Genomic DNA, 21,564 nt, shown 5'->3' with positions numbered 1-21,564 from the left:
GTCAGCTCGTCGTCGACGGAGCGCGGTGCGAGCGCGTGCAACGATCGCTCGGGCTGTGCTCGGCTCACGCCGCAGCGGCTCGCGCGTTCAAGACCACAGAACGACCCAGAAGGCTGCAGCCGCTCTCGTCTCTCGGCACTTGTGTGGTCGCAACCTGTGACCTCCAGGCAGAACGACCGACCCAACGCCTGTGCCGTGGTCACAACAAAGCTTGGACAGCGCTGAAGGATCTGGACGGAGGCCACCTCTCGGATTGGGCGTCCACAGCCGCGCCGCTTGCTGACTCGACACGGCTCGTACTCCTTGCACTGCCGTCGCTTGTTGTCCGGCAAGTCCTCTTCGGCCTCTTTACTCGCTCGCAGCGGGGTTCGAGTACTCGCATGGAATGGGTGCAGCGAGCAATCAACTGGGTGCGGGTCGAGCGGCTGGCGACGCTGCGCGGCGTCTCGGACGCGCCTCCGATCGGAGCGGACGCCGCCCGTGTGCTGCGCGACCTGACCGCGATTGCGGAGAACTACGGTGCTGCAATCACAGACTTCCGTCACGCCGATCGATGGCCAGGAACAGTCTTCGACCGACAGGGCGACGTCAACTTCGGCGCTATCAGCCTTCCCTGGCTGCGTGAGGTGGCGAGAAGTTGGGCGTGGGCGGTTCTGTACAAGTACGACGATTTCCGCTCCATCAAGCGACACGTCGACGCGATCAGTCATCTGAGTGACTACCTCGTGGCGCACGGACCCGCTTCAGGCCAGGACCCGCGCCTCCTCGACCACGAGACGAGCCAAGCGTTCGTGGCGTATCTCGCCGCCTGCGTGCGCCGGGGCACCAAAACGAGTGATCACCCCTCTGCAAAGGCTTGGACCGACATCGGTGTTCACCGGACACTGAACCACCTGCGAACCGTCCTGCGCCACGCTCGCGACGTCGGCGCGGTCCCTAACCTCCCGCACTCTTTCGCGATCTCCGACGCGATGGTCCCGAGGCGACCGCAGACGGCGGCGGACTCCGAAGATGACTACGGCCGCTCGCTCCCGGTAGAGGTGATGCGGCAACTTCTGTCCACGGAATACCTGCACGCGCTCGACGAGCTATGGCGACCCGACGCCAGCCGCTTCTTCATCATCGCCGCAGAAACCGGACGTCGGCCGATCGAATTGACCTCTCTCCGCTTGGAATGTATCGATGAAACGTCGCCGGGAGGCCCTTTCCTCATTTACAAGGAGACAAAGGTCACCAAGGGGAAGTTGCGGAAGCTGCCGGTCCACAGCGAGCTCGTCTCCGTCGTGCGTAAGCAGCAGGATTACGTGAGGGCCCTGTATCCCGAGACCCACGATCGCGACCTCGTGCTTTTCCCACGCAGCACCATGAACCCCCATGGGAAGAACCCCATTGGTGCGGACTTGCCAAAGACGTACATCCGTGAATGGGTCGATTCGCTGCCCGCTCTACTGGCGTCGTCAACCATGCCCGGCGGCGGCATGGTCCCTTGGCCCCGAGAGCGAGTTTTTCTCTACGCGCTCCGCCACACGTACGCACAGCGCCGCGCTGATGCAGGTGTTGCAATTCATGTGCTGCAAGATCTAATGGACCATGAGCAGATCCAGACCACGGGCGTCTACTTCAGGGTCCCCTGGAGGCAGAAGCGTGACGCAACGGAGCTCGTCGGGTCCCTTTTCCTCAACAAGGATGGCATCACGCAGTCGGGAACCATGACCGACGAGGAGATCGTTCGTCAGCAGGAGGGCACTGTCGCAGTCGTCTGGGGCGGATGCAGGGAGCCGAATAACGTCGCGGCGGGTGGGTGGGATTGCCCCATCCGGATGCGCTGCGTGGGCTGTGAGCACCACGAAACGAATCCATCGTACCTACCCGAGATGAAGCGTCACCTTGAGGAACTCCTCGCCGAGCGGGCCCGCATCGATGCGTTCACTGGCGGGGCCGCTTGGGCGCGCGCACAAGCACGGCCGTCTGACGAGGAGATCGAGGCACTCCGGAAGGAGATTGAGGAACAGGAAACGCTGCTCGAAGCGGCATCGCCCGAGTTCCGCCGCGAGATCGAGGAGGCGTCCTTAGCACTCCGCCGAATCCGTGGCAGCGTTGGCCTCACGCTTCGCACCGGACTCGACGGCGCGGACACACTGCAACTGGAGAGCGAACGCCGCCGTGCCGCGGCAACGATCGTCGAACCCCTGAAGGAGTCTGAGTGAGAAGAACCCTCCCGCCTGAGCTGCGAGCAAGCAGAAGGCGGGACACGGAAGAACGACGTGCTCGGGTCCTTCGAGCGATTGACGAGCGCGAGTCGGGTCAGCGGCTCACCCGGGCGGCGATCGCAGAACGAGCGGAAGTGCATCCGAACTTCATCTCCCGGCACCCAGAACTCGGTCAGGCGATCCGGGCCGCAGTCATCGCGGAGCAACGGGGAGATCGACGATTCTCCGCGCGACGCGATGTCAAGAGTCGTGACGATCTACTTGCAGAGCTCGATGCCGCGTCAGCACGAGCAGAAGGCCTCGTGGAACAAGTCAAGGCACTGGAGCGACGTCTGACCGACGGTGGCCTCGCGCCCAGTCGACAAGTGGTCGACACGTATCCCACCGTTGTCAGCGGTCGGCAGCGAGTAGCCGACCTGGAACTCGAAGTGACCGAGCTCAAGAAGAAGTTGCGACGCGCGGAGCAGGATCGCGAGGCCACCAGCGAGGCCAACCGACTCCTGGCCAGAGAACTGATGGTCGCGCGTTCCGCGCTCGACGGGCTGCACTAAGGCGTGGCTGCGTGACATCTCGGCCGCCGTCGAGTCCATTGCCCCCGCCTACCTCCGGTTGTGGGGTCGAAAGACCGGGCACGGACGGGATAGCGGTCGCACTTCTGGTCAAACCGGGACCTCGTCAGCTCCGCACTCATGCACGAGCTCGTCCCGGCAGCGGAACTCTAAGAGTTCCCGATCCGACTTGGTGAGGTTTTCGTGTGACCGGTGGAAACACCGCCGAAGCGCTGAACGCACTACCGGAGGAACATGACCGTTGTCCGGTGCCGGAAGGAGGTGCCAGTCCAGGTCGGGCTGCAGGAGGGGGACGCCGTCACGCCAGGATCGGTGCTGACTGATGCAAGCGCGCTCCCGATCCTCTCCTTCGCGGACTGGGGCCCTCGACCACCTGCCTAGACGGCATCCCGATAGCGAATCGGCGATCGGGAGTAATCGACGAGCCCGCCATCCCCTAGGCGGATACTCTTTCCAAATGGACGATGCACCCGAGTCGGGCTCGGGGGATCAGACCGCTGAGCCGTTCGAGGGCGGGTTGTACGGGGTCGCGAGCCTGCTCTCCGGATGGGCGCCGAGTCTGACGGCGGCGTTGCTCGATGAAGATCGACGACGACAGCACACGCTCCTCACACTCGCCACTCGATTCCCGCAGGCCTTTGCCGGAGCAAACCGGGCCTTGGAGTTAGCGACTGCCGCGGTCGACTTCGTCGGGCACTCCGACTTCGAGCCTTTGGGTGAGCTCGTCCGACGGACGGCATCGAACCTCAAAATCAGTTTCGATGGCGTACTCACTCGACGTGAGTCGGTCGTCATGGATACTTGCCGGGACCAGATGGAGATAGCCGCGCTCGCGCAAGACTTCCTGCACGAGCCGCAGCGGATCCCCAAGTGGCTGCTCGGGAAAGATCGTGCGCGCGAGTTCGGGTTCAAGAGGCTCATCGAGAAGCACGAGTCAGACCTCCTCGTTCTCCCTACCGGCGGGAGGCCCGAACTCCTGCGCGAATACGCCGCTCACAGCGAGGGCCTCCACCCGCGAGCGGACGCTGTGAACCCGGTGAGCCTGCCGAAGGTGCCCGTCCCGAGCTCTTTGGAGTGGTGGCTACCGATGACGATGCGAGAAGTTCTGCATCACGCGCACGCCACACTCGCACAGCTCGACCTCGCGTTGTGCTTCCACTTGAAGCGGGAGGACTGGCCGCTCGGCGTAGTCAACGCCGCCGATGACGATCCGCTGCTCGTTGCTATCGGACAGCTCGCGCAACTCCAGACTCAGATGCGTGCTCAGGCGAACCTTGACCTCCCCGGCATTTGAGTTGCATCGGGCCGGCTAAACGAGCTTTGGTCGCGACGCCTGCGAACAGGAACAGCCGCGGCACGACCATATAGTCCGCGAGGACAGTGTCGAGCCGATCCCTGGGCGGGACTGTTTCAACGACGCGGCAGGCAATCCGGCTGCCGACCTCAACGTCTGGTCAACAATTGGTCGTCAATGCTTATCAGTGGGCGGGACTCTCGGAGGTCCGACCCCTGCTCCGGGCTCGCGCACTTGAGGGTTGCCCCCAGGCGTTCCACTCGAGCCTCGCGGGCAAGGGGGCATGCAGGTTAGTTGCCCCGGTCACGAGACGCTGTCTCCGTGTTGCTCGGTGACCCAGCCCCTACCTCGGGAACCACTGGGGAGCCCGTCGGCTGAGTAGGTACTGCCCCATGTCGGACTGCAGCAGCGGCACACCGTCGTGCTGAGGCGTGGTCTGGTCGGTGTACCAGTAGAGTCGGCGCAGTCCGCCAGCGGTGTGTTGCTGCGCAATCTGCCGAGCCTCCGCAGTTGTGAACAGCCAAACCCGGTCAGCCTCTAACGAGGTGAACGCGAGTGCCTGTGCCGGGGTGCCGTGCGGGAAGTTCCAGCCGATCGCCAGCCGCCCGCGGCCGCCGGCGGGAGCGCTGCGCTCTACGGTTTTCACCTGCATCGTCGTTGCCGCACCCGTCGCCGGCGCATAGACGACCAGGTCGATCCCGGCGTCAGTTGTCAGGCGAGCGCTGTCGATGCCGAGTTTGAGAAGCTGGTACTGCACCAGCAGTTCGCCCGCCGCACCGATGTGCTGCGTCGTGCGCCGCTTCTCCGGGAGGTCGGTCACCGGATCGTTCAGTTCGCCGCGGCATAAGCGTCGCGCACAGCCTGGCTAATCCGTCCGCGCATTGCGACCTTATGGCCGTTTGACCCCGCCCATTCACGGATCTTCGCGAGCTCGTCAGCGTCCGTGCGGCCAGCCGAGAGGTTACGCGAGCGAGTCGCCCGGCCGCCAATCTTCCGCGCCGCAGCGACGTAGTCGGAGAACGCCTCGCGTAGCTTCTTCGCATTCGCATCCGTCAAGTCGATTTCGTAAGCTCCGCCGTCGAAGCTGAACTGCACCGTCTTCCCCAAACCGTCCTCGATGGTGTCGCCGGTGAGGTCGTCGACAAGCGTGGTCGTGATCCTCTGCGCCATGATGCTCCAATTCTAGATTTTGCACCCACCCTCCCACAGTAGCCAGCCCATGTCTAACAACGGACACGGATAGTCTTTGAGTAGCCGATCGAGAGCACCAGCAGTGATGTGCCGCCGGCCAACGGACGGAGCGGGGAACCCGGATGATTCGGATCTACCTTGACCAGAACAAGTGGATTGACCTCGCCAAAGCTGCAACTGGGCACTCGGGTGGGGCCCGATACACCCAGGCGCTCGCAGCGGCGCGGAGCGCGGTCGAGTCCGGAATCGCTTCGTTCCCACTTGACTTCTACAGATACATCGAAACAGGGAAGACGTCGAACGCCCGGCGGCGAACGGATCTCGCCGACCTGATGTTCGATCTATCGCGACAGCACACTGTCGCCCTCCCGCAGACCCTCCTCCCAGCTGAGGTAGACGCGGCGCTGACGCGTCTATTCGGTAGACCGGGAGGCGTACCAAAGCCGACGGTATTCGGCATAGGAATCAACCACATCGTGCCCTCCCTGACTACGCCGGAGCTTGACCGCCAACGCATTCCGGGCGGTCCTAATTTGCTGAGCGAGAGCGACCTCCAGGCTCTGGAGGTGATTTTCAAGCGCCTAGGGGAACGAGAGCTTCTGCGTTCTGGGCCCGAAACAGCACGCTCGATGGGTATCGATGTCGAGATGGCGGCCATCGAAGATCGACTCGTTGCTCACGAAGAGAATATCGGGAACGAGATACGGATGCGCGGGTTGCAAGGAGAGCTGATCGAGAAAGCTGTCTGCGCTTCTGATCTAGGCGACATCCAACAGTCGGTCGCTGAGGCGCTTCAGCGGATCGGTCACTCATGGGACAAGTTCATTGGGTATCTCGTTGGAACAGATACTTTGGTCGATTTTATGAATGACCTACCCACTCGCCATGTGACAAATGTCATGCGTGCCGCGAAGCTCCGACAAAACGAACAGCGGTGGGAACGAAATGACTTCAATGACATTGCGGCCCTGCCGGTGGCCGTCGTTCACTGTGATGTAGTGGTTACTGAGAAACAGTGGGTGCATCACATTGACAAATCTGGTAAGAAGCTGGGCGCCCTCTATGGGACGAGGATGCTGAGCGATACCGCGAAGTTAGTGGAGTTACTTGAGAAGGCAGAAGGCGAATAGCCAGCATTACGGGTGCTCGGTACGCTGCGGAGGAGGGCACTTAGACGACGCGCCGTGAGACACGGCCCAAGCGGCCCTGCAGTTGCTCGCGGTCGATGAGTTCGCAGAGCGCCTTCGCGAGCTAGCGAGGGAGTACGACCGCGAGCCGTGCGGCTCGCGACCTGGCACTAGCCGTTTAGCCGACATCTGTGCGGAGGTCGACGCGATCATCGTTGTGCAGCGGGGCCCGCTCTAGCGGTCTTACGCCGCGCCATGTGCTGCGTCGACAGGTGAGCCCCGAAGCGGCAAGGTGAGGGAACGTTACTCAGCTACTCAAACTACGGTCGGATGAGAGACAAGCTTGGTGAGCTCGGCCCCGCGCTCGCGTGAGCGGCTAGCCAGGCGAAGCCGAAGGCAGCGGCCGAAGTTGGCCTGACGGTGAACGAGGCGGACGACCACTGGAAGACGGTAGGAGACGGCCCAGATCTGCAAGTCGCCGACAACATCCGAGCTCTCCTGGGCGCGTAATCACGTTCAAGCCGGGGACTGGGCCGGAGTGGCGGAGGGCTCGTGAAATGGCGAGCAGCATGGATGACTACTTGTCGGACTGGCCGGTAGGCGCCGAGGTTCTGCGGCGCCGTAGCCGGCGGTTCCTGGGTTCCACGAAGCGCGCACCGCGTCGGCTCACCTACCGCGGTAGTTGGCAGTTTCGGCCCAAGGGTCGCTCGCTGCGAGGTGAGCGGCGTACCGGTCGAGGTGCCGCCGCCGAAACCTAGTACGGACTATGGGCCTGGGACCCGCCGTTTCCAGGAGCGTCAGGGCGCCCCTTCATGGCTAGGACGTCGCTGTGACAAGTCACCGTCCGAACCGACGGAGCGTCGGGAGCAGGTGTCGTCCGCTTGGACAACAATGGGAGCATGAGCACCGCCGAACAGACCCAGCCTGCTGACACGTCAGAGCTGCGGAAGGCCCGAGGTGCGTTCTTCACCCCGGAGCCGCTCACCCGGTTCATCACCGACTGGGCTGTTCGGAGCCCCCAGGACGCAGTCTTGGAACCCTCGGCCGGGGATGCCGCGTTCCTCGTGGAGGCGGTGCAGCGGCTCAGGGGGCTGGGGGCTGAGCAGCCGGGCGTGACTGGTGTCGAGATCCATGAGCACAGTGCCCGTGTCGCTGCCGAACGCGTCCTGGAGGCCGGTGGCTTGCCGACGGTGGTCAACAGCGACTTCTTCCTTGTCGACCCCAGTCCGACCTACGACGCGGTGATCGGTAACCCGCCCTACATCCGGTATCAGGACTTCACCGGCGAGTCCCGTACCCGGTCGCGGGCCGCTGCGCTCAGCGCGGGCGTCGCCCTGACCGGACTAGCGTCGAGCTGGGCCGCGTTCACGATACAGTCCGCACTCTTCCTCCGGCCCGGCGGCCGTATGGGATTGGTGCTTCCCGCTGAGCTACTCAGCGTGAACTACGCCGCGCCGGTCCGACAGTTCCTCTTCGACCGGTTCGCAAGTGTCGAACTGGTGCTCTTCACCGAGCGTGTCTTCCCCGAAGCGGAAGCTGACGTCGTGCTCCTGCTTGCAGACGGCTTCGATCAGGGACCCACCGATCATGCGACGATTCGGGAAGCGCGAGACGCTAAAGCGCTCACCACGCTCGGAGACGCCCTGAAGTGGTCTCCGAAGCGCCCAGCCGACAAGTGGACTGGCCTCTTGGTCGGTGCGGAAGCACTCCGCCCCTTGCGACAGCTACGGGACTCCGGAGCGTTCACGGACCTCGAGCACTGGGGCGACACCACGCTCGGCATGGTGACGGGCAACAACGGCTACTTCGCCCTCTCACCTGCCCGCGCACGGGAGCTTGGCCTCGGTCGAGCTGACCTCCTACGTCTCTCTCCGCCGGGAAGCGCACATCTCCGAGGGCTGTCGCTGACCCGGCACAACCTCACCAACCTCGGCGCCGCCGGCAAAGCGACGTGGTTGTTCCGGCCGGGGGCACGCCTCACGCCCGCGGCACAGGCATACGTGCAGGCGGGCCACACGGCAGGCGTTGATCAGGCGTACAAGTGCCGCGTACGACGCACGTGGTATCAAGTACCGCTACTTCCCCCTGCCGACCTGCTCCTCACTTGCATGAACGCGGACACTCCCCGGCTGACCACCAACGAAGCCGGCGCCCTGCACCTCAACTCTGTTCACGGCGTCTATCTCACAGAGAAATATCGCGACGTCGGCCGAGAGCTGCTGCCGTTGGCATCTCTGAATTCCGTGACATTGCTGAATGCGGAAATGGTAGGCCGCGCCTACGGCGGGGGCATCTTGAAGATCGAACCGCGGGAAGCGGATGTGTGGGCAATGCCCTCACCGGCTCTCATCAGCGCTCGTACGGATGCCCTACGTGCGGTGAAGGCTCAGGTGGTCCGGCTGTTGCGCCGCGGCGACCTTCTTGCAGCTGTGCATCTGGTGGACCAAGCACTCCTCATCGACGGTAACGCAGTGCAGTTGAAGGAATTGCAGCACGTTCGTGCAGCGCACGCCGCGATGACGTCCCGACGAGTAGCGCGAGCTGACAGTGGCCGCTGAACCTTCGATCCGGTCCAAAGCATGGGCGATCTTCGACCGGATCTGCGCCGACGCCGCCCCCGGCGGCATCCACACAAACCCATGGGTCCGCAACGAGGACGGCACCGTTCGGTACGAGCCCGACTTCCCCGTTCTGCAACGCCTCCTCGGAGTGCCTCTGTACCTCCACGCACCCACCACCACGGGGGTGCCGGCGCTGGCCCTCGACGTGTGGGTCTCCTACGAGCTTCGTCGTGCTGGCTTCGCCCCCGACGCAACATGGCCACGAGCAGAACATCCTCGGATTCTGCCGGCCGCGATCGCGAACCTGCTCCGCGCATTGAAGGGCAAGGAGCGCGACCAACTCGTCAAGCGACTCGGAAGCACAACCCCGATGAAGGGCGTGGTCTCGGCCTCCGCGAACATCCTCGGGAAGAACTACCTGAAGCAAGTCGACGTCGTCATGTCCGACTGGGACACCGGCCCTGAACTACTCATCAGCACCAAGCGCATGGATTCCAGCTTCGGGAAAAACGCCGCGAACCGTGTCGAGGAGAGCTACGGCGACGCGAAGAACCTTCGTCTCCGCCATCCTCTTGCAGCCCTCGGCTTTGTCTACGGGCTCCGATCCACGGTCCTGACCGAGGAGCCCAAGAAGGCTCGCTGGCTGATTGACCTCCTACAGAAGCTGGGTCGAGAAGACGACGCCTACCACGCGGTGGCGCTCATCATGATCGAGTACGGCACCGCTGACACCGGCTCTCTCGATTCGGGAGAGGACGCTTCGGACGATGGTGACGCGGACAACCCGCTCATCGCAGCAGGACTCGACGACAACACTCCGGAAGAGGCCGACGAACACGTCCCGTCCACAGCTGTCGACGATGCTTTGGCCGCGCTCCCAGATGTGCAGATCCGGCATGATGCGGTGCCCGGCACGCTGCAACCCGCCCGATTCCTGGAACTCATGGTTCGCAAAGTCATCGACGCCACCCCCGTTGACCGGCACGACAACGCACGTGAGCGGCTAGAGGCGCCCCGCTAGTTTTGTCGGCTGCCGCGAGGACCTCCCGGCCGACGGCGCGTCGCCCTCGGGTTCAGCCCTGATTGCTCAGACGTCGATTGCTTTCACCGCGCTGGTCGCTGCGCAGATCGCAGTCAACCTCCGGCTGAAGACGTTTGAGGTTCAATATCTACCGGTGCGCCAATCACCAAACGCGCCCGCTCACGTGCTGCTCAGCGACCGCGAAACATCACGCAGAACCCCGATGGGAAGCAGACCGTGGGACACCAAGGCGACCCTCGTTGAGGTTGCGTCCTCAGCCCTGCATACTTGTCCTACGACGACGGCGGCCGAGGCCCCCTGGCAACAGATTGCGGATTCAGATCAATGATTGCACCCCGGATATCAGTACCACCAGGCCCTTTGAGTGACGCGCTTGAAGCGGTTGAGTCAGAGGGAGTGGAAGCATTCAAGGACCGCCTACTATTGTGGTTTATTCGCAATCAGTACGGCTTGGGTGCCGAGGATAGCTACGCGAACGTCTTCAGCGAACCCGTGTCGTTAGGAGACGAACCGGAGACGGCCGTCGATGGTGTGATCGTTCTAGAAGGACGCGACCTCGTTACGCCCATCTATATCGTCTATGCAGAAGACCCAAGCAGTCTCGCGGGTAAAGTGAATTCGGTCGGCAGATTGCTGTCCGATGAACAGTTTTCTGAGACGCGATTGGCTAGACGAAGCTCCCGATTGCGGTCCGTCTTTGAAGCGGCTCTATCAACTGGGGCCATTGAGATATCGCGAACCATCGTCGCTGTATGTCCACAGTCGCTGGCGCCCGCGGCGCGAACTCGGTTGCGGAACAAGTTTACACCCCTGGGTGCCACGGTTGAACTGTATGATCTGTCGTTTCTCAGTGGGATTGCCGCAGCCGACTCAAGCGCAATGGTGCGCGATCGGAAGATAGCCTTGAAGTTCGACACCGACCAGATACTCAAGCTGCAGATTGGGCAATCGGACGGCATCGTAGTCCCAATTCGGGCCGTCGACATAGCGGAGTGGCCCGGAATTGAGGATAGATCGCTATTCGACCTCAATGTCAGGCATGCTCTTGGAATGAATCGCGTCCGACGCTCTCTTGATGGTGCTCTTAGTCGCGATGAGTCGCCCGATGAATTCATTGCCTACCACAACGGCATCACCGCGGTCTGCGAGCACTTTGAGCTGACGCCGCAGGGGGCTGACACGCGAGGGCTTTCGGTCGTAAATGGTGCGCAATCGGTCGTAGCAATCAACGCGAACGGTGGCAGGGTCGACCCGAAAGTCCAACTGCTTTTGAAGCTGGTTGAGGCGAGTCCGGATTCAACGCTTGCTCGCAACATCGCCATTCGAAGTAATACGCAGAATCCAGTCACGTCGAGGAACCTTCGCGCGCTGGATCCCGTGCAGGAGCGCCTGAGGGCGGAGGTCGCCGAGTTGGGCTTCCTTTACTTAGTGCGCCCTGATCAGGATGCGCCTGCTGGCGACAAAGTCATTCGAAATGATGATGTTGCCCAGTTGCTTTGCTCGATCTATTCGCGGAAGCCAGCGCTCGCGGTAAAGAAGCAGGTGCTCTTTGAGGCACCTCAGTACCAGGAAGTTTTCTCCGACAGGCTCAACGGTGCGCGAGTTGTCCTCGCTCATGGATTGCGCCAAGTAGTCGAGTCCGTAAAGGATGAGGTTCCAGGCCTCTATTTGAAGGCATGGTCGCTCACGGCACTAACGCTTGTCTGGATGACCGCCGAAGCCATGCGGACCAGCAACGTTTCTGAGGAAATCCTAGACAATCCCGACCTTGCCGTCCGAAACTATGCTGAGCTGAAAGCGCGCGTTGCGCCATTCGCACGTGCGGCATGTCGAGCATTGAGGCAGCGCGCGGCCGAACCTCGGCGGGCGGGAAATGACGACTTCAAAGTGGAGTTCAAGCACACACGTGTGCTGATGGAACTAGGCGAGTCGGCTGCTTGGGCCTACAAGCAAGGGCGAGGCGGGAGTGATCGTTGACTGAGGGCTTTCACGCTGTGCTCATCGGTGTCGAGTCGTACTGCGATCCAGAATTGGGCGACATTCCGAGTGCAGCGCAGGATGTGCTTGCGCTCGAAAAAGTCCTGGGAAGACATCACAGCCAAGAGCCTCATTTCGAGATCACGCGGAAGATCGTGGGCCGAGACTCGGGGTGGACTGCAAGTGATTTACTGGCGCTCGTTCATCAAAAAATGCAGGGTTCCAAGCACTTTCTATTTTATTTTAGCGGGCACGGCGTTTCTGGGGACTTTGGGCTTCAGTTAGCCACGCCCGAAAAGTCATCCGAGCGCGATTCTGGGGTCTACTTCAGCACCCTATTGCATCGCTTCAATCAAGCGCGATGCGAGGTCACGGTTATCCTGGACTGCTGTCATTCTGGTGCGGCTGCGGATATGTCCTTCGACATGGTGAGTAGCTCGCTCATGTTCACAAACTTACGCCAAGGGGTAACAATACTTGCTTCGTCGGATCGGGAGCAAGATTCCTATTACGACGACGAATACCTGAGTCATTTCACAAAATTCGTAGTTGGCTGTCTCTCGAACGAGACGAACGAAAGCACGGACATCGTTGACGTGTATCGCTGGACGCGTAGGGAGCTGATCCAACAGATTCCGGTACTCAGGACGTTTGGATCCCGATTCTCTCCCTTGCGCTCGAAGAATGAACAAGCGTTCAGTGAAGACACCTCCACCGGACTATTCCCGGTCGAATATGTAAAAAATGCGAGTAACCGTGGCGGAGGCAACGAAGCTGTAATCGAAGCTTGAAAAGCCTCCGCTCTTGCGAAGGGTAGGTACTCCATCCGACGCCGCGACCTGGCGGTTTGGCCCTCACGTGAGTTGAAGGCCGTACGGCCTCTCTCGCTATGTGGGCGATGAGGGTTGTTGCGCGGGCACTTGGCGCCGGTTCCATCAGATTCGAGGTGGCGATCACCGACGGCATCCGGCTGTCCTTCGCGGTCACCCAGATCGGTATCTGGGGGATCAGCGTGTGAAGTCGTTTGCCGACGCTTGAGTTCGGGAAGGCTAGTAGCCCGTCGGCGTCGAACGCGTTGCTGACGTCGAACCACGGCGTCAGTGAGGTCTGCTTTCAGGGAGGGGAGCACTCGCGCGCATCGTGCCCGGGAGCGAATAGATAGCGAGGTCTGCGCATAGTACGGCTACCTCGTGCCAGGGAGAGAGGATGTGCAGTCCGGGCAGCTCCGCGGCGTCAGCCTGCTCCAGCGATCCGATACTGCTCGGGCGACGAGAGCCGAAGACGACCTCATGGCCAGCGCTACGAAACGCGGGCGCATGGCCATGAGGGCAGGGCTCCGTGCTTGGAGTGCCCGCCGCAGAGGCGGTCTCGGATTGGGCCCGCTGCGGACAAACTAGGCTGGCGGAAGCTGAGCAATGCCCACGCGCTTTGGACGAGTGCATGCTGAGCGCGAGAAGGGGAGCCACAGTGGCGTTTGTAGGCAAGACCAAGAAGGCAGTCCAGCAATTTGACACTCCTGAGGAGATGTACCTGAGCCCGACGCTACCGCGAACAGGCAACGCGGTACAGGGGTTGTGGGTGCACCAGGGTGACGTGATTCGGGCGTACGCCGACAAGCACACGGAGACCGCGGACCTCGCGCTCGAGCTGCCGACGGGGACCGGGAAGACACTGCCAGGTCTACTGATTGGGGAGTGGGTACGGCGGAAGGGTGAGGGCCCGGTACTGTACGCGACACCCACGACGCAGCTGGCGAAGCAGGTCGCGAAAATGGCGAAGCGGGAAGGTGTCCCTGTTGCGCTACTCGTTGGAAAGCACGATGACTGGGATCCGGCCGAGGAGATGGCGGTCGAAACGGGGGAGAAGATCGGTCTAACCACCTATAGCTCCGTGTTCAACACACGCCCGTACGTGCCGGTTCCCCGACTCATCATCTTTGATGACGCGCACGCAGGTGAACAGTTTGTGGGGCATAAGCACGGTGTGGATATCCGGAGAACTCGGGATGAGGCAGCGTATCTTTCGGTCCTGACAGCACTCAAACCGTTCCTGTCCGGCTTGCAGTATCAGCGACTGACAGGTGCCCCGGACCCCGGCTCGCACCATGCGGTGCGGCTGATTGTGCCCGCCGTCGACCGGGATGCGTTGACCGCACTAGACGCAACGTTGGCGAAGCTCGGAAGGCCCCACCGATACGACCACGCAATGATCCGGGCAGGCTTTGACTCGAGTCTGGTGTACCTCTCGTATAGCGGAATTCAGATTCGACCGATGATTCCCTCAACCTCTGACAACAAGGTCTTTGCGCAGGCGAAGCAGCGCATCTACCTTTCCGCGACTCTTGGTTCTGGTGGGGAGCTAGAGCGCGCGTTTGGACGCACGTCAATCGTGCGCATGCCACTGAAGTCGAAGACTGCGCCCCGGTCGGGGCGCCGTTTGTTCGTGTTCCCCGACCTGGTTGCGGGAGGTGACAGCCTTGCCTTGACGAAGCAGATCGTGGCGCTGACCGGGAAGGCGCTGGTGCTCAGCCAAGACACCGTCGAAGGTGCGAAGGACGCTGCCGCTCTTCTCGCCGGTGCGGGCGTTTCAGTTCTGGGACGGGACGAGCTGGAGTCGCAAGGGCTCCAGGCGTTCGCTAAAGCACAGACCGGTGTGCTCGGGCTCGCAAACCGGTATGACGGCATGGACCTCCCCGACAGCGTGTGCCGGATCGTGGTGCTCGACGGTAAGCCTGACGCTGTGGGATTGCAGGAAAAGTTCCTGAGCGAGCGCGCGGAGGCGAACGCTGCGCTCTCAGAGCGAATTCGCACGCGAATCGTGCAGGGTGCGGGTCGCAGCACCCGGGGTCCAAATGATTTTGCAGTGGTCATCGTCAGGGGTACTGATCTCACGAAGTACTTCGCAAGACCGGAGAATATCGCGGCTCTTGAGCCGGAATTGCAGGCGGAGGTCCTATTCGGTTGGGAGAACAGCCGCGGCTTCAGCGCGGACACCATCGTCCAGAACGTCGAAACGTTCCTAGAGCACGACGAGGACTGGCGCTCAGGTGGCGAAGAGAAGGTTGCCGAGTTCCTCGACGATGCAAACAAGCTTGAGCCGGCGGCCGCCGAACCTTTGGGTAAAGCTGCACCGCTGGAGGTAGCCGCCTGGCAACTCGCGTACGCGGGCGATTGGGTTGCGGCCAGCGACAAACTACAGGAGGCAGTCTCGGAGGTCGGCGCAGAAGCCACGCGCGGATATCGGGGGCTGCTGCTGTACATCGCTGGCGTCTGGATGCACTTGGGCGCGAGGGATGAAACGCAACGTGGAAGGGCCCGAGAGCTGGTCAGGGGGGCGGGTATGGCTGCAAATCGCGGGACTTGGTTGCGCGAAATGATGCCTCTACCCGGCGCCACCGAGGTTGATCTGGCACCCATGGATGTGGTCGCGGTAAACGAGATTGTGACCCGTCTTCGGGGCAAGATTAAGTCAGGCACGCTCAAGGGTGATCTCGCGGAGATGCAGGCAGCGCTCGAACAGATCGAAGCAAAACGCTACGAGCGGGGTCTCACCGCGCTCGGGTCGTTCCTCGGAGCCGCGGCCGCAAAGCCGCAAGGCCAGGCACGTGCGGACTCCTCGTGGGAATGGGGGACCGCAATCTGGCTGACCATCGAGGCGAAGTCGGAACAACATGACGACGGACTGCTACCCGTCAAGGACATTCGTCAGGCGAACACGCAGATGGATCAACTCGCGGCTGACCGTAATATGGATAGCCCGCCCGCGAACAGTCCAATTGTCCTTCTCTCCGACAGGCTCACGGTCGACCCTCAACACGCTCCGATTGCTAGTCGAAACGTCTACCTGAGTTCGCCCGCTATCGTAAAAGCGATCGCAGCCGATGTCGCTGCCGTCTGGGCGGACCTTCTCTCTACCGCAACAGGGAAGCTTTCAGAGGCAGACCAGAGGAAGCATGTCCGCGCGACGCTTACGGACAACGGCTGTCTGCCAAGCCAAGTCATCGACAGGCTCACAGAGACCCGAATTCGTCCAGGCGATTGAGCCGAGCCTGAGGCGCTGAGTAACATCGTCTTCGGGCGGGGGCGTCGAGGATCGCAAGCGTGCCGGGCTCGGACGCGAGGACCACAGCACTCGTATTCACCACCGGCCGCAGGCGTACGGTCCCAAGGAGCGTTCGCCTGGCGGGTAGGGGACGCGATGCGACTGATCGTGGGTGCGCGACGCGGATCGTGGCGTCGGCCGCAGCCGCGCTTGGCGCCCCTGCGACGTCAGCGAAAGGGGTCGCCTCCGTCCCTGACCGCAGCGAATGACCGACGAGCGTGAGCGCTCGGTGTTTCGGTGAGGGGGTATGGCCGCAAGGAGCTACTCAACGGACACTCAAAGCTCGCCTCATGTCTGGCGAGGTGTGGGCGTTTATCGGGGTGGCGATCACCGCAGTAGTAGGCGGGTCCGGGATTGCGGGTGTGCTCACGGGGGCGGTGGAGCTGTCACAGCGCAACCGGCTGCGGCGACGCGCCGAGAAGTCGTTGGCCCCCGCTGACCTTCTGCCAGAGAAGTCATCGCAGCGCCGGGCCGTCGAGCACGCTGCGGCGGTTGACGCGACCCGGCTCGCTGCTCTGAGTGTTGTCGAGCTCGATCCTCGGCTTCGTTTCCTCGGTAGCGCGTCGGCGGGCGTGACGGTCGCCTATGTCGTCCTGGCGATTCTTTTCGCGACGGCGAACCCGAAGGGCTTCTTACGATCGTATGCAATCGGCGGGTTCGGCGTCGTCGGCAACTTCTCGTCTCTTCAGCTCGCGGCTTTCTTGTGCGGCTTCGCTCTTCTGCTGGCAGTCGTCGTGGTGTGGGCGTTCTCCAACGCGGTCCGTGAGCGCCGGGCTCGGTACGTCCGCGAGGTGCTGGACGGCCGCGACCCGAAAGATGCCGCGGGTTCGACCCCGTGGCCGGTACCCGAGAACCCCCTTCCCTCTTAGTTCGGGGCGAGGCTTGCCGGTCAAGATGCAGGTTGCCTAGCAGTTGAGTGAGGCAGCGCCCTGCGGTGCCGAAGTAGGGTGGAACTCCAGACGGTCGAATTCGTAGACGTTGCGCCACGCGCCGCTGGGCGCTGCTGGGTTCTCCGCCGCGCGACCACTGGGGTGGGAGCGATCTCGTACTGCCCTCGCTGCTTCCACACACAGCCAGTCGTTCTGGTCGAACCCGTCGGCGGCTCAGCTCGGCAGGTTCCACCGGAGGTCGTAGCCGGTGTCGGCGAGGAACCAGAGCCGACTCCGGACTTCTTCCAGCGCTCTTGTGTCGTCGTCGGTGCGGGTGTCGGCGCGGAGGAGTGTGTTGGCGGTGATGATGTCGTCGGTGCGGTCTCGGTATCCGGCGACGGTCGCGGTGGCGAAGATGGTTGGGTCGGCCGGGAGGATGAGCTCGGTCCCGGTGAAATCCACGTCTTCGGGTTCGAATCCGAGGGTCGTCATGTCGATTTCGTTCGCGGTGAAGGCGACGAGCCGGTACGGCGTCGTCTTGCCGACCGTGATTGCCGGGTAGCCGGGGCGACTCGAGATCCCACGCCCGGAGATCAGACAGCCGGCGCTGATGAGCCGGTCCGCCTGCTCCGGAAGTGGTAGGTCGGATCGCCATCGAGACCGAATCCCACCCGGTCCCGGGTAGCAGGCGATGCTCCAGTCGACGAGCCCGCCGATTTCACGGGATTCCCAGCCGATGCTGGTGCGGTGCACGCGTTTGCCGAGCCGTGCGAGGGCGTCGTCAACCTGCCCAGGTGTGAATCCGGCGCTGACGAGGCCCTCGAAGGTGCTGCCGTAGACGGCGAGCATCCGTGCGACGGCGAACGTGATGTAGATCGGGGCGGCGTCCTTCCACCGGTCGTGGACGCCAAGGACCTGCTTCCCATCGATCCACACGCGGCGGCGGTCGACGTCGACGAGCAGTACCGTGTCGGTCTGTTCCGCGAGTGCGATCTGCATTTGCATCACCGTGCGAGGGGCGAGCAGGAGCAGCTCTGCTGGTGTGTCTGGTTCGCCGCGCGGGTTCCGGGTCGATGTCGGGAGGCGTGCTCGGCGTCCGTCGGCGAGGCGGATCGTGTCGTGCGACTCGACGACCGCGTGCAGGCCGGCGAGTTTGAGGACGGCCAGGGCGTCGGTGAGGTCCGCGGTCGCCCCAAGCCCATACGGGAGCGTGATCTGCGGCCGTCCCGCGTAGGCATCGGCGACCCACTGCAGTGCGGGCCCCATCAGCGGCGCTCCTCCGGGGTGTCGGGCCGGATGAGGGCGATGATCCACCCGGCTTCGGTGAGAAACGGCTCCCACCCGTCCCGGCTGTCACCGTGTGCTGGTTCGCAGCGGTAGCCGCCGTCGCTGTCGGTGCTACTGACGAGGACCTGCCGGAGCTCGGAGTCCGGTGGGTCACGGAAGTACATGTGTCCGTGGGTGCCGGCCATGTCGAACGCAACAGTGAGCAGGAACAGCTCCGGTCGGGTGGTCACCAGCGCCACCGCCGTCCGCGGAACAAGGCGATGACGGTGGCGAGCGGGCGGCCCTGCTGCATCCAGGTCAACGGTGTCAGGGGCACGTCGTCGACGCTGAGGAACTGCCGGGCTGTGGTCATGAACTCGGTCATCGCTGCCGCGTCCAGGAGCCGCTGCGGCGCTGCCGCGAAGAGCACGTCAAGGCCAGGCAGGAGGCTGGATGGGTCGCCGAACTCGGGCAACGCCGGTCGAACGATCTGCCAGTCGGGGATGCGTTCTTCACCGTCGAGGTCGAAGCTCGTCAGCCGGTTCGACCCAAACAGTTCACCGACCTCATCGACGCTGATCTCCAGGGCGGCGGCGGCTTCCGCTTCGGTGAGGGTTGTATCCAGCAGGTGCCGGCGGATGCGCGCCTGCGTGGCCTGCCACCATTGCTCGGGCACGTCAGCGCCATCAGTAGGAGCGACGCCGGGTGCGTGTGGGATCTGTCGGCCTTGGTCGGTGTAGGCCTGGAGCTGGTTGAGGCTGATCTCACCCCGGGCGTACATCCACAACTGGGCCTGCCAGGGCATGTCATCCGGGAACCCTTCCAAGTAGCCGGAGTGGATGACTTCCCGAACCGCTTTCTCCCGCTTCGCGACCACGTAGGCTGGGATGAGCAGGGTTTGGACGATGCGGTTCGCTTCCCGGGTTGCGGGGACGGTCAGGTCGGTGAGGCGCCGCTGGTTTCGGTCAACGAGCTGGTAGCCGGGCTCTTTGTCGCTGTGTTCGATCATGATCCGCGCCATCGACGCTTCCGGGTTCTCGGTGTCCTCGAGGAGGACATGACCCCACAGGATCCGGTCGTTTGAGAGGTGCAGGGAAACCAGACGCATCATCAGCAGTACCTCCAAGAAGTCGTAAGCGAGCGAGCGGGACCGGGCTGTGTCAGCTCGCCGGTGGGGTGGGTCGGGTTCGGCCGATGCGTTCCGGCTGCTCAGTGAGGATGAACCGCATCAGGCGGCCCGCTTCCGCCATCGCCGCCTCCGACGCGTCGCTCCCGGACGGGTCGGTGGTGGTGAGGCGGAACCAGGGGGCCTCGTTCGCGTGGTCTATCAGGACTGTCGCCCACGGCCCGTCGGGGTCGTTGGCGTCGGTGAAGATGGCGGCGCCGAAGAATCGGGCGTTGTCGAACGCCAACGTGAGGGACACCAGCTGCAACCCGACGTCTTGGCTCTTGTTCGCTTGGTTGGTCATTGGACGTGCATCCAGCGGAGGTCATAGGCAGTGTCGGCGCGGAAGTGCAGCAGCCGCCGCAACGCGTTCACCGCATCCGTGTGCGCGTCCGTGTACCCGTCCTGCCAAATCACCGACGCGGTGATGAACTCATCCGTGCAGCAGCCAAGGTTCGGCGGCGACAGGATCGTCATGTCCTGCGGGACGAGGACCTTCACCGTCGCCTCGTCCACGCCGGCGGGCTCGTAGCCGAGGGCTCCCATGTCGGGGTGAGTGGCGAAGAACGCCGTCAACCGGTTCGGCGGCACCGCCGACCACGACTGGTGCGCCGCCCACCGGTCCGACATCACCCCACCCAGCGCGATCAGTTCATTCGCCTGCTCGTCGAGCGTCACGGCACGTTTCCAGCAGGTGCGGATCCCGCCGGGGCCTGGATAGGCCGCAAGGACCCAGTCCGCGAGAGCGGACCGGTCTCGGGCTTCCCACCCAAGGCGCGTGTGGAACACGTGCTCGCCGAGCGCCAGCAGTGCTTCGCGAACATGCTCGACCGGCAGCCCGGAGCGCGCTGCGATCTCGTTGGTACCACCGCCGTCGACGGTGATGGTGCGGGCGATGGCGAACACGTTCCGCCAACCCGGCGTCGCGTCCCGCTGCAGCGACGACCCGGACACCTGCCGTCCGTCCGCCCACACGCGTTGCCGTTTCCCATTCACCACGACAAGGTCCGGATACCGCCGCGCCAGCGACAACACCCCACCTTCTGAACCGCCCGGCAAGATGATCAGATCTGCGTCGTGACTGTCCGGTGCGCCGTCAGTGATGGTGGTCGTCGGGTCCGGTGTCGACAGGAACCCGGTTCGGCCGTCCTCGAACCGGAGCCGGTCAAACGCCTCAACCGTTGCGGGCATGCCGGCCGCGGCCAGTGCGGTCAGCGTCTGAGTGATGTCGATCGTCCACCCAAGTCCGAACGGCAACGACAGGATCGTCTGCTGGTGTCGGATGTCCTGCACCCACTGCCGTTCATGCATCGTTCCGCCCCGATTTGCCATCGGTTCGGCTGACCGCAGGAGGTTCGTTCAGTAGTCGGATTACTTCTGACGCGGCCCGGACCAACGGATCCTCGACGTCCCGAAGAACTGTTCCGCTGGGCGAGGAGAACACCCACACGTCAGAGCCGCCCTCAACGCGAATGTCGAGGCGGCGCTGCAGGACTGTCGGCCCAGTGGAACCCGCGAAGCTTCTCCCGACTGACGTCAGCGACAAGACCGCGTCAATCTGCGCCGACAACGACACGAGCCGCACGGGCGCCGGCACGAACCGTGGCGCTCGACGCTTAGGCATCGCGGGCCAGCCGTGGGTCGTCTTCCGCCAGTCGTTCCAGGCCAAGACCAGATGCTTCGAGGATCGCATCCTCGGACTCTTCGGTGGCGACGAAGGACCCGATCTGCGCGTTGGCGGCAACAAGAACCCCGATACGGCTCCGCGCATCCAGCACCACTACGGCAACTTCCTCGTCACTGCAGTCAGAGGTGCGTTCCGCTTTCGAGGGATGCAGCGCCGGGAACTCGAGCTGCTGAGCTGGCGGATGCCACGTGACGCCGATGCGCAGCACACGGCCGTCGTCATCGTTCCGGTAGAAGAGGGACCCGAACGGGTGCCCCATGTCGAGGATGAGGTCCGCTCCGTAAAGCGTCCAACCGCGCGCGGCATGGGCAGAATCCCACCGTTGGACGGTGAGCGCGCCGAGGCCCATTCTTAGTCCCGGGATGAGGGCTTGATCGTCCCGAACTTCGGCGTAGAGCGCTGTCGAACGTGGTGGGTTCCAATCGCGCAACGACGATAGCGGGATGCGTATCCAGCCGGTATCGCCGTTTTCTTGCTTCACTGCGCCGCCCCCCTCCCGGGGGAA

Annotated in this window: 18 protein-coding genes; 10 read left to right on the top strand and 8 right to left on the bottom strand. The window is 63.2% G+C overall.

Going from position 1 to position 21,564, the window contains the following annotated elements; all coding sequences use genetic code 11:
* Window positions 1-380: 380 nt before the first annotated feature.
* From DEJ04_RS03540 to DEJ04_RS03530, 3 genes are all read left to right on the top strand, one after another.
* A complete protein-coding gene (locus DEJ04_RS03540; RefSeq protein ID WP_181437724.1) occupies window positions 381-2,207 on the top strand; it encodes a site-specific integrase in 1,827 nt (608 codons plus the stop codon).
* 137 nt (window positions 2,208-2,344) lie between these two features.
* Window positions 2,345-2,761, top strand: coding sequence for a hypothetical protein (locus tag DEJ04_RS18165; protein WP_146248634.1), 417 nt, complete (start codon window positions 2,345-2,347; stop codon window positions 2,759-2,761).
* A gap of 475 nt (window positions 2,762-3,236) precedes the next feature.
* The gene (locus DEJ04_RS03530; protein ID WP_111046268.1) at window positions 3,237-4,073 is read left to right on the top strand and encodes a hypothetical protein; all 837 of its coding nucleotides are present in this window, start codon (window positions 3,237-3,239) and stop codon (window positions 4,071-4,073) included.
* A gap of 343 nt (window positions 4,074-4,416) precedes the next feature.
* Here the strand turns inward: DEJ04_RS03530 and DEJ04_RS03525 are convergent, their stop codons facing one another.
* A complete protein-coding gene (locus DEJ04_RS03525) occupies window positions 4,417-4,893 on the bottom strand; it encodes a hypothetical protein (RefSeq protein ID WP_111046267.1) in 477 nt (158 codons plus the stop codon).
* Window positions 4,894-4,901: 8 nt separating this feature from the next.
* Window positions 4,902-5,243, bottom strand: a complete 342-nt coding sequence (locus tag DEJ04_RS03520; protein WP_111046266.1) for an Lsr2 family protein — start codon at window positions 5,241-5,243, stop codon at window positions 4,902-4,904.
* A 143-nt stretch (window positions 5,244-5,386) separates the two neighbouring features.
* Here DEJ04_RS03520 and DEJ04_RS18160 point away from each other — a divergent pair, with 143 nt between their 5' ends.
* The 7 genes from DEJ04_RS18160 (at window position 5,387) to DEJ04_RS03490 (ending at window position 16,941) form a co-directional block, all read left to right on the top strand.
* The gene (locus DEJ04_RS18160; protein ID WP_146248633.1) at window positions 5,387-6,394 is read left to right on the top strand and encodes a hypothetical protein; all 1,008 of its coding nucleotides are present in this window, start codon (window positions 5,387-5,389) and stop codon (window positions 6,392-6,394) included.
* Window positions 6,395-7,290: 896 nt separating this feature from the next.
* Window positions 7,291-8,949, top strand: a complete 1,659-nt coding sequence (locus tag DEJ04_RS03515) for an N-6 DNA methylase (RefSeq protein WP_111046265.1) — start codon at window positions 7,291-7,293, stop codon at window positions 8,947-8,949.
* On the top strand, window positions 8,939-9,973 hold the full coding sequence (locus DEJ04_RS03510) for a hypothetical protein (protein WP_111046264.1): 1,035 nt from the start codon (window positions 8,939-8,941) through the stop codon (window positions 9,971-9,973). Before DEJ04_RS03515 ends, DEJ04_RS03510 begins: the two co-directional genes overlap by 11 nt.
* A 417-nt stretch (window positions 9,974-10,390) precedes the next feature.
* Window positions 10,391-11,971, top strand: a complete 1,581-nt coding sequence (locus DEJ04_RS03505; protein ID WP_181437723.1) for an AIPR family protein — start codon at window positions 10,391-10,393, stop codon at window positions 11,969-11,971.
* A 17-nt stretch (window positions 11,972-11,988) separates the two neighbouring features.
* Window positions 11,989-12,762, top strand: a complete 774-nt coding sequence (locus DEJ04_RS03500) for a caspase family protein (protein WP_181437722.1) — start codon at window positions 11,989-11,991, stop codon at window positions 12,760-12,762.
* Window positions 12,763-13,411: 649 nt separating this feature from the next.
* Entirely contained in the window at window positions 13,412-16,012 is a 2,601-nt protein-coding gene (locus DEJ04_RS03495) for a DEAD/DEAH box helicase (RefSeq protein ID WP_146248632.1), read from the top strand.
* A gap of 350 nt (window positions 16,013-16,362) precedes the next feature.
* On the top strand, window positions 16,363-16,941 hold the full coding sequence (locus tag DEJ04_RS03490) for a hypothetical protein (protein ID WP_111046260.1): 579 nt from the start codon (window positions 16,363-16,365) through the stop codon (window positions 16,939-16,941).
* 234 nt (window positions 16,942-17,175) lie between these two features.
* Here the strand turns inward: DEJ04_RS03490 and DEJ04_RS03485 are convergent, their stop codons facing one another.
* From DEJ04_RS03485 to DEJ04_RS03460, 6 genes are all read right to left on the bottom strand, one after another.
* A complete protein-coding gene (locus tag DEJ04_RS03485) occupies window positions 17,176-18,207 on the bottom strand; it encodes a hypothetical protein (protein WP_111046259.1) in 1,032 nt (343 codons plus the stop codon).
* The gene (locus DEJ04_RS03480) at window positions 18,207-18,458 is read right to left on the bottom strand and encodes a hypothetical protein (RefSeq protein ID WP_146248631.1); all 252 of its coding nucleotides are present in this window, start codon (window positions 18,456-18,458) and stop codon (window positions 18,207-18,209) included. The genes DEJ04_RS03485 and DEJ04_RS03480 overlap by 1 nt, the downstream gene beginning before the upstream one ends.
* Window positions 18,455-19,318 carry an antitoxin VbhA family protein gene (locus DEJ04_RS03475; protein WP_111046257.1) on the bottom strand — a complete coding sequence of 288 codons (864 nt, stop codon included), beginning with the start codon at window positions 19,316-19,318 and terminating at the stop codon, window positions 18,455-18,457. Before DEJ04_RS03475 ends, DEJ04_RS03480 begins: the two co-directional genes overlap by 4 nt.
* Window positions 19,319-19,367: 49 nt before the next feature.
* Window positions 19,368-19,676: a hypothetical protein gene (locus tag DEJ04_RS03470; RefSeq protein ID WP_111046256.1), complete on the bottom strand. Its 309-nt coding sequence runs from the start codon at window positions 19,674-19,676 to the stop codon at window positions 19,368-19,370.
* The gene (locus DEJ04_RS03465) at window positions 19,673-20,683 is read right to left on the bottom strand and encodes a hypothetical protein (RefSeq protein ID WP_111046255.1); all 1,011 of its coding nucleotides are present in this window, start codon (window positions 20,681-20,683) and stop codon (window positions 19,673-19,675) included. Before DEJ04_RS03465 ends, DEJ04_RS03470 begins: the two co-directional genes overlap by 4 nt.
* 305 nt (window positions 20,684-20,988) lie before the next feature.
* Window positions 20,989-21,540 carry a hypothetical protein gene (locus DEJ04_RS03460; RefSeq protein ID WP_146248630.1) on the bottom strand — a complete coding sequence of 184 codons (552 nt, stop codon included), beginning with the start codon at window positions 21,538-21,540 and terminating at the stop codon, window positions 20,989-20,991.
* Window positions 21,541-21,564 lie beyond the last annotated feature (24 nt).

Origin of the sequence: Curtobacterium sp. MCLR17_044, from assembly GCF_003234435.1 — a bacterium.
Classification (GTDB): Bacteria; Actinomycetota; Actinomycetes; order Actinomycetales; family Microbacteriaceae; genus Curtobacterium; species Curtobacterium flaccumfaciens.
This window is presented reverse-complemented; position numbering and strand designations above follow the sequence as displayed.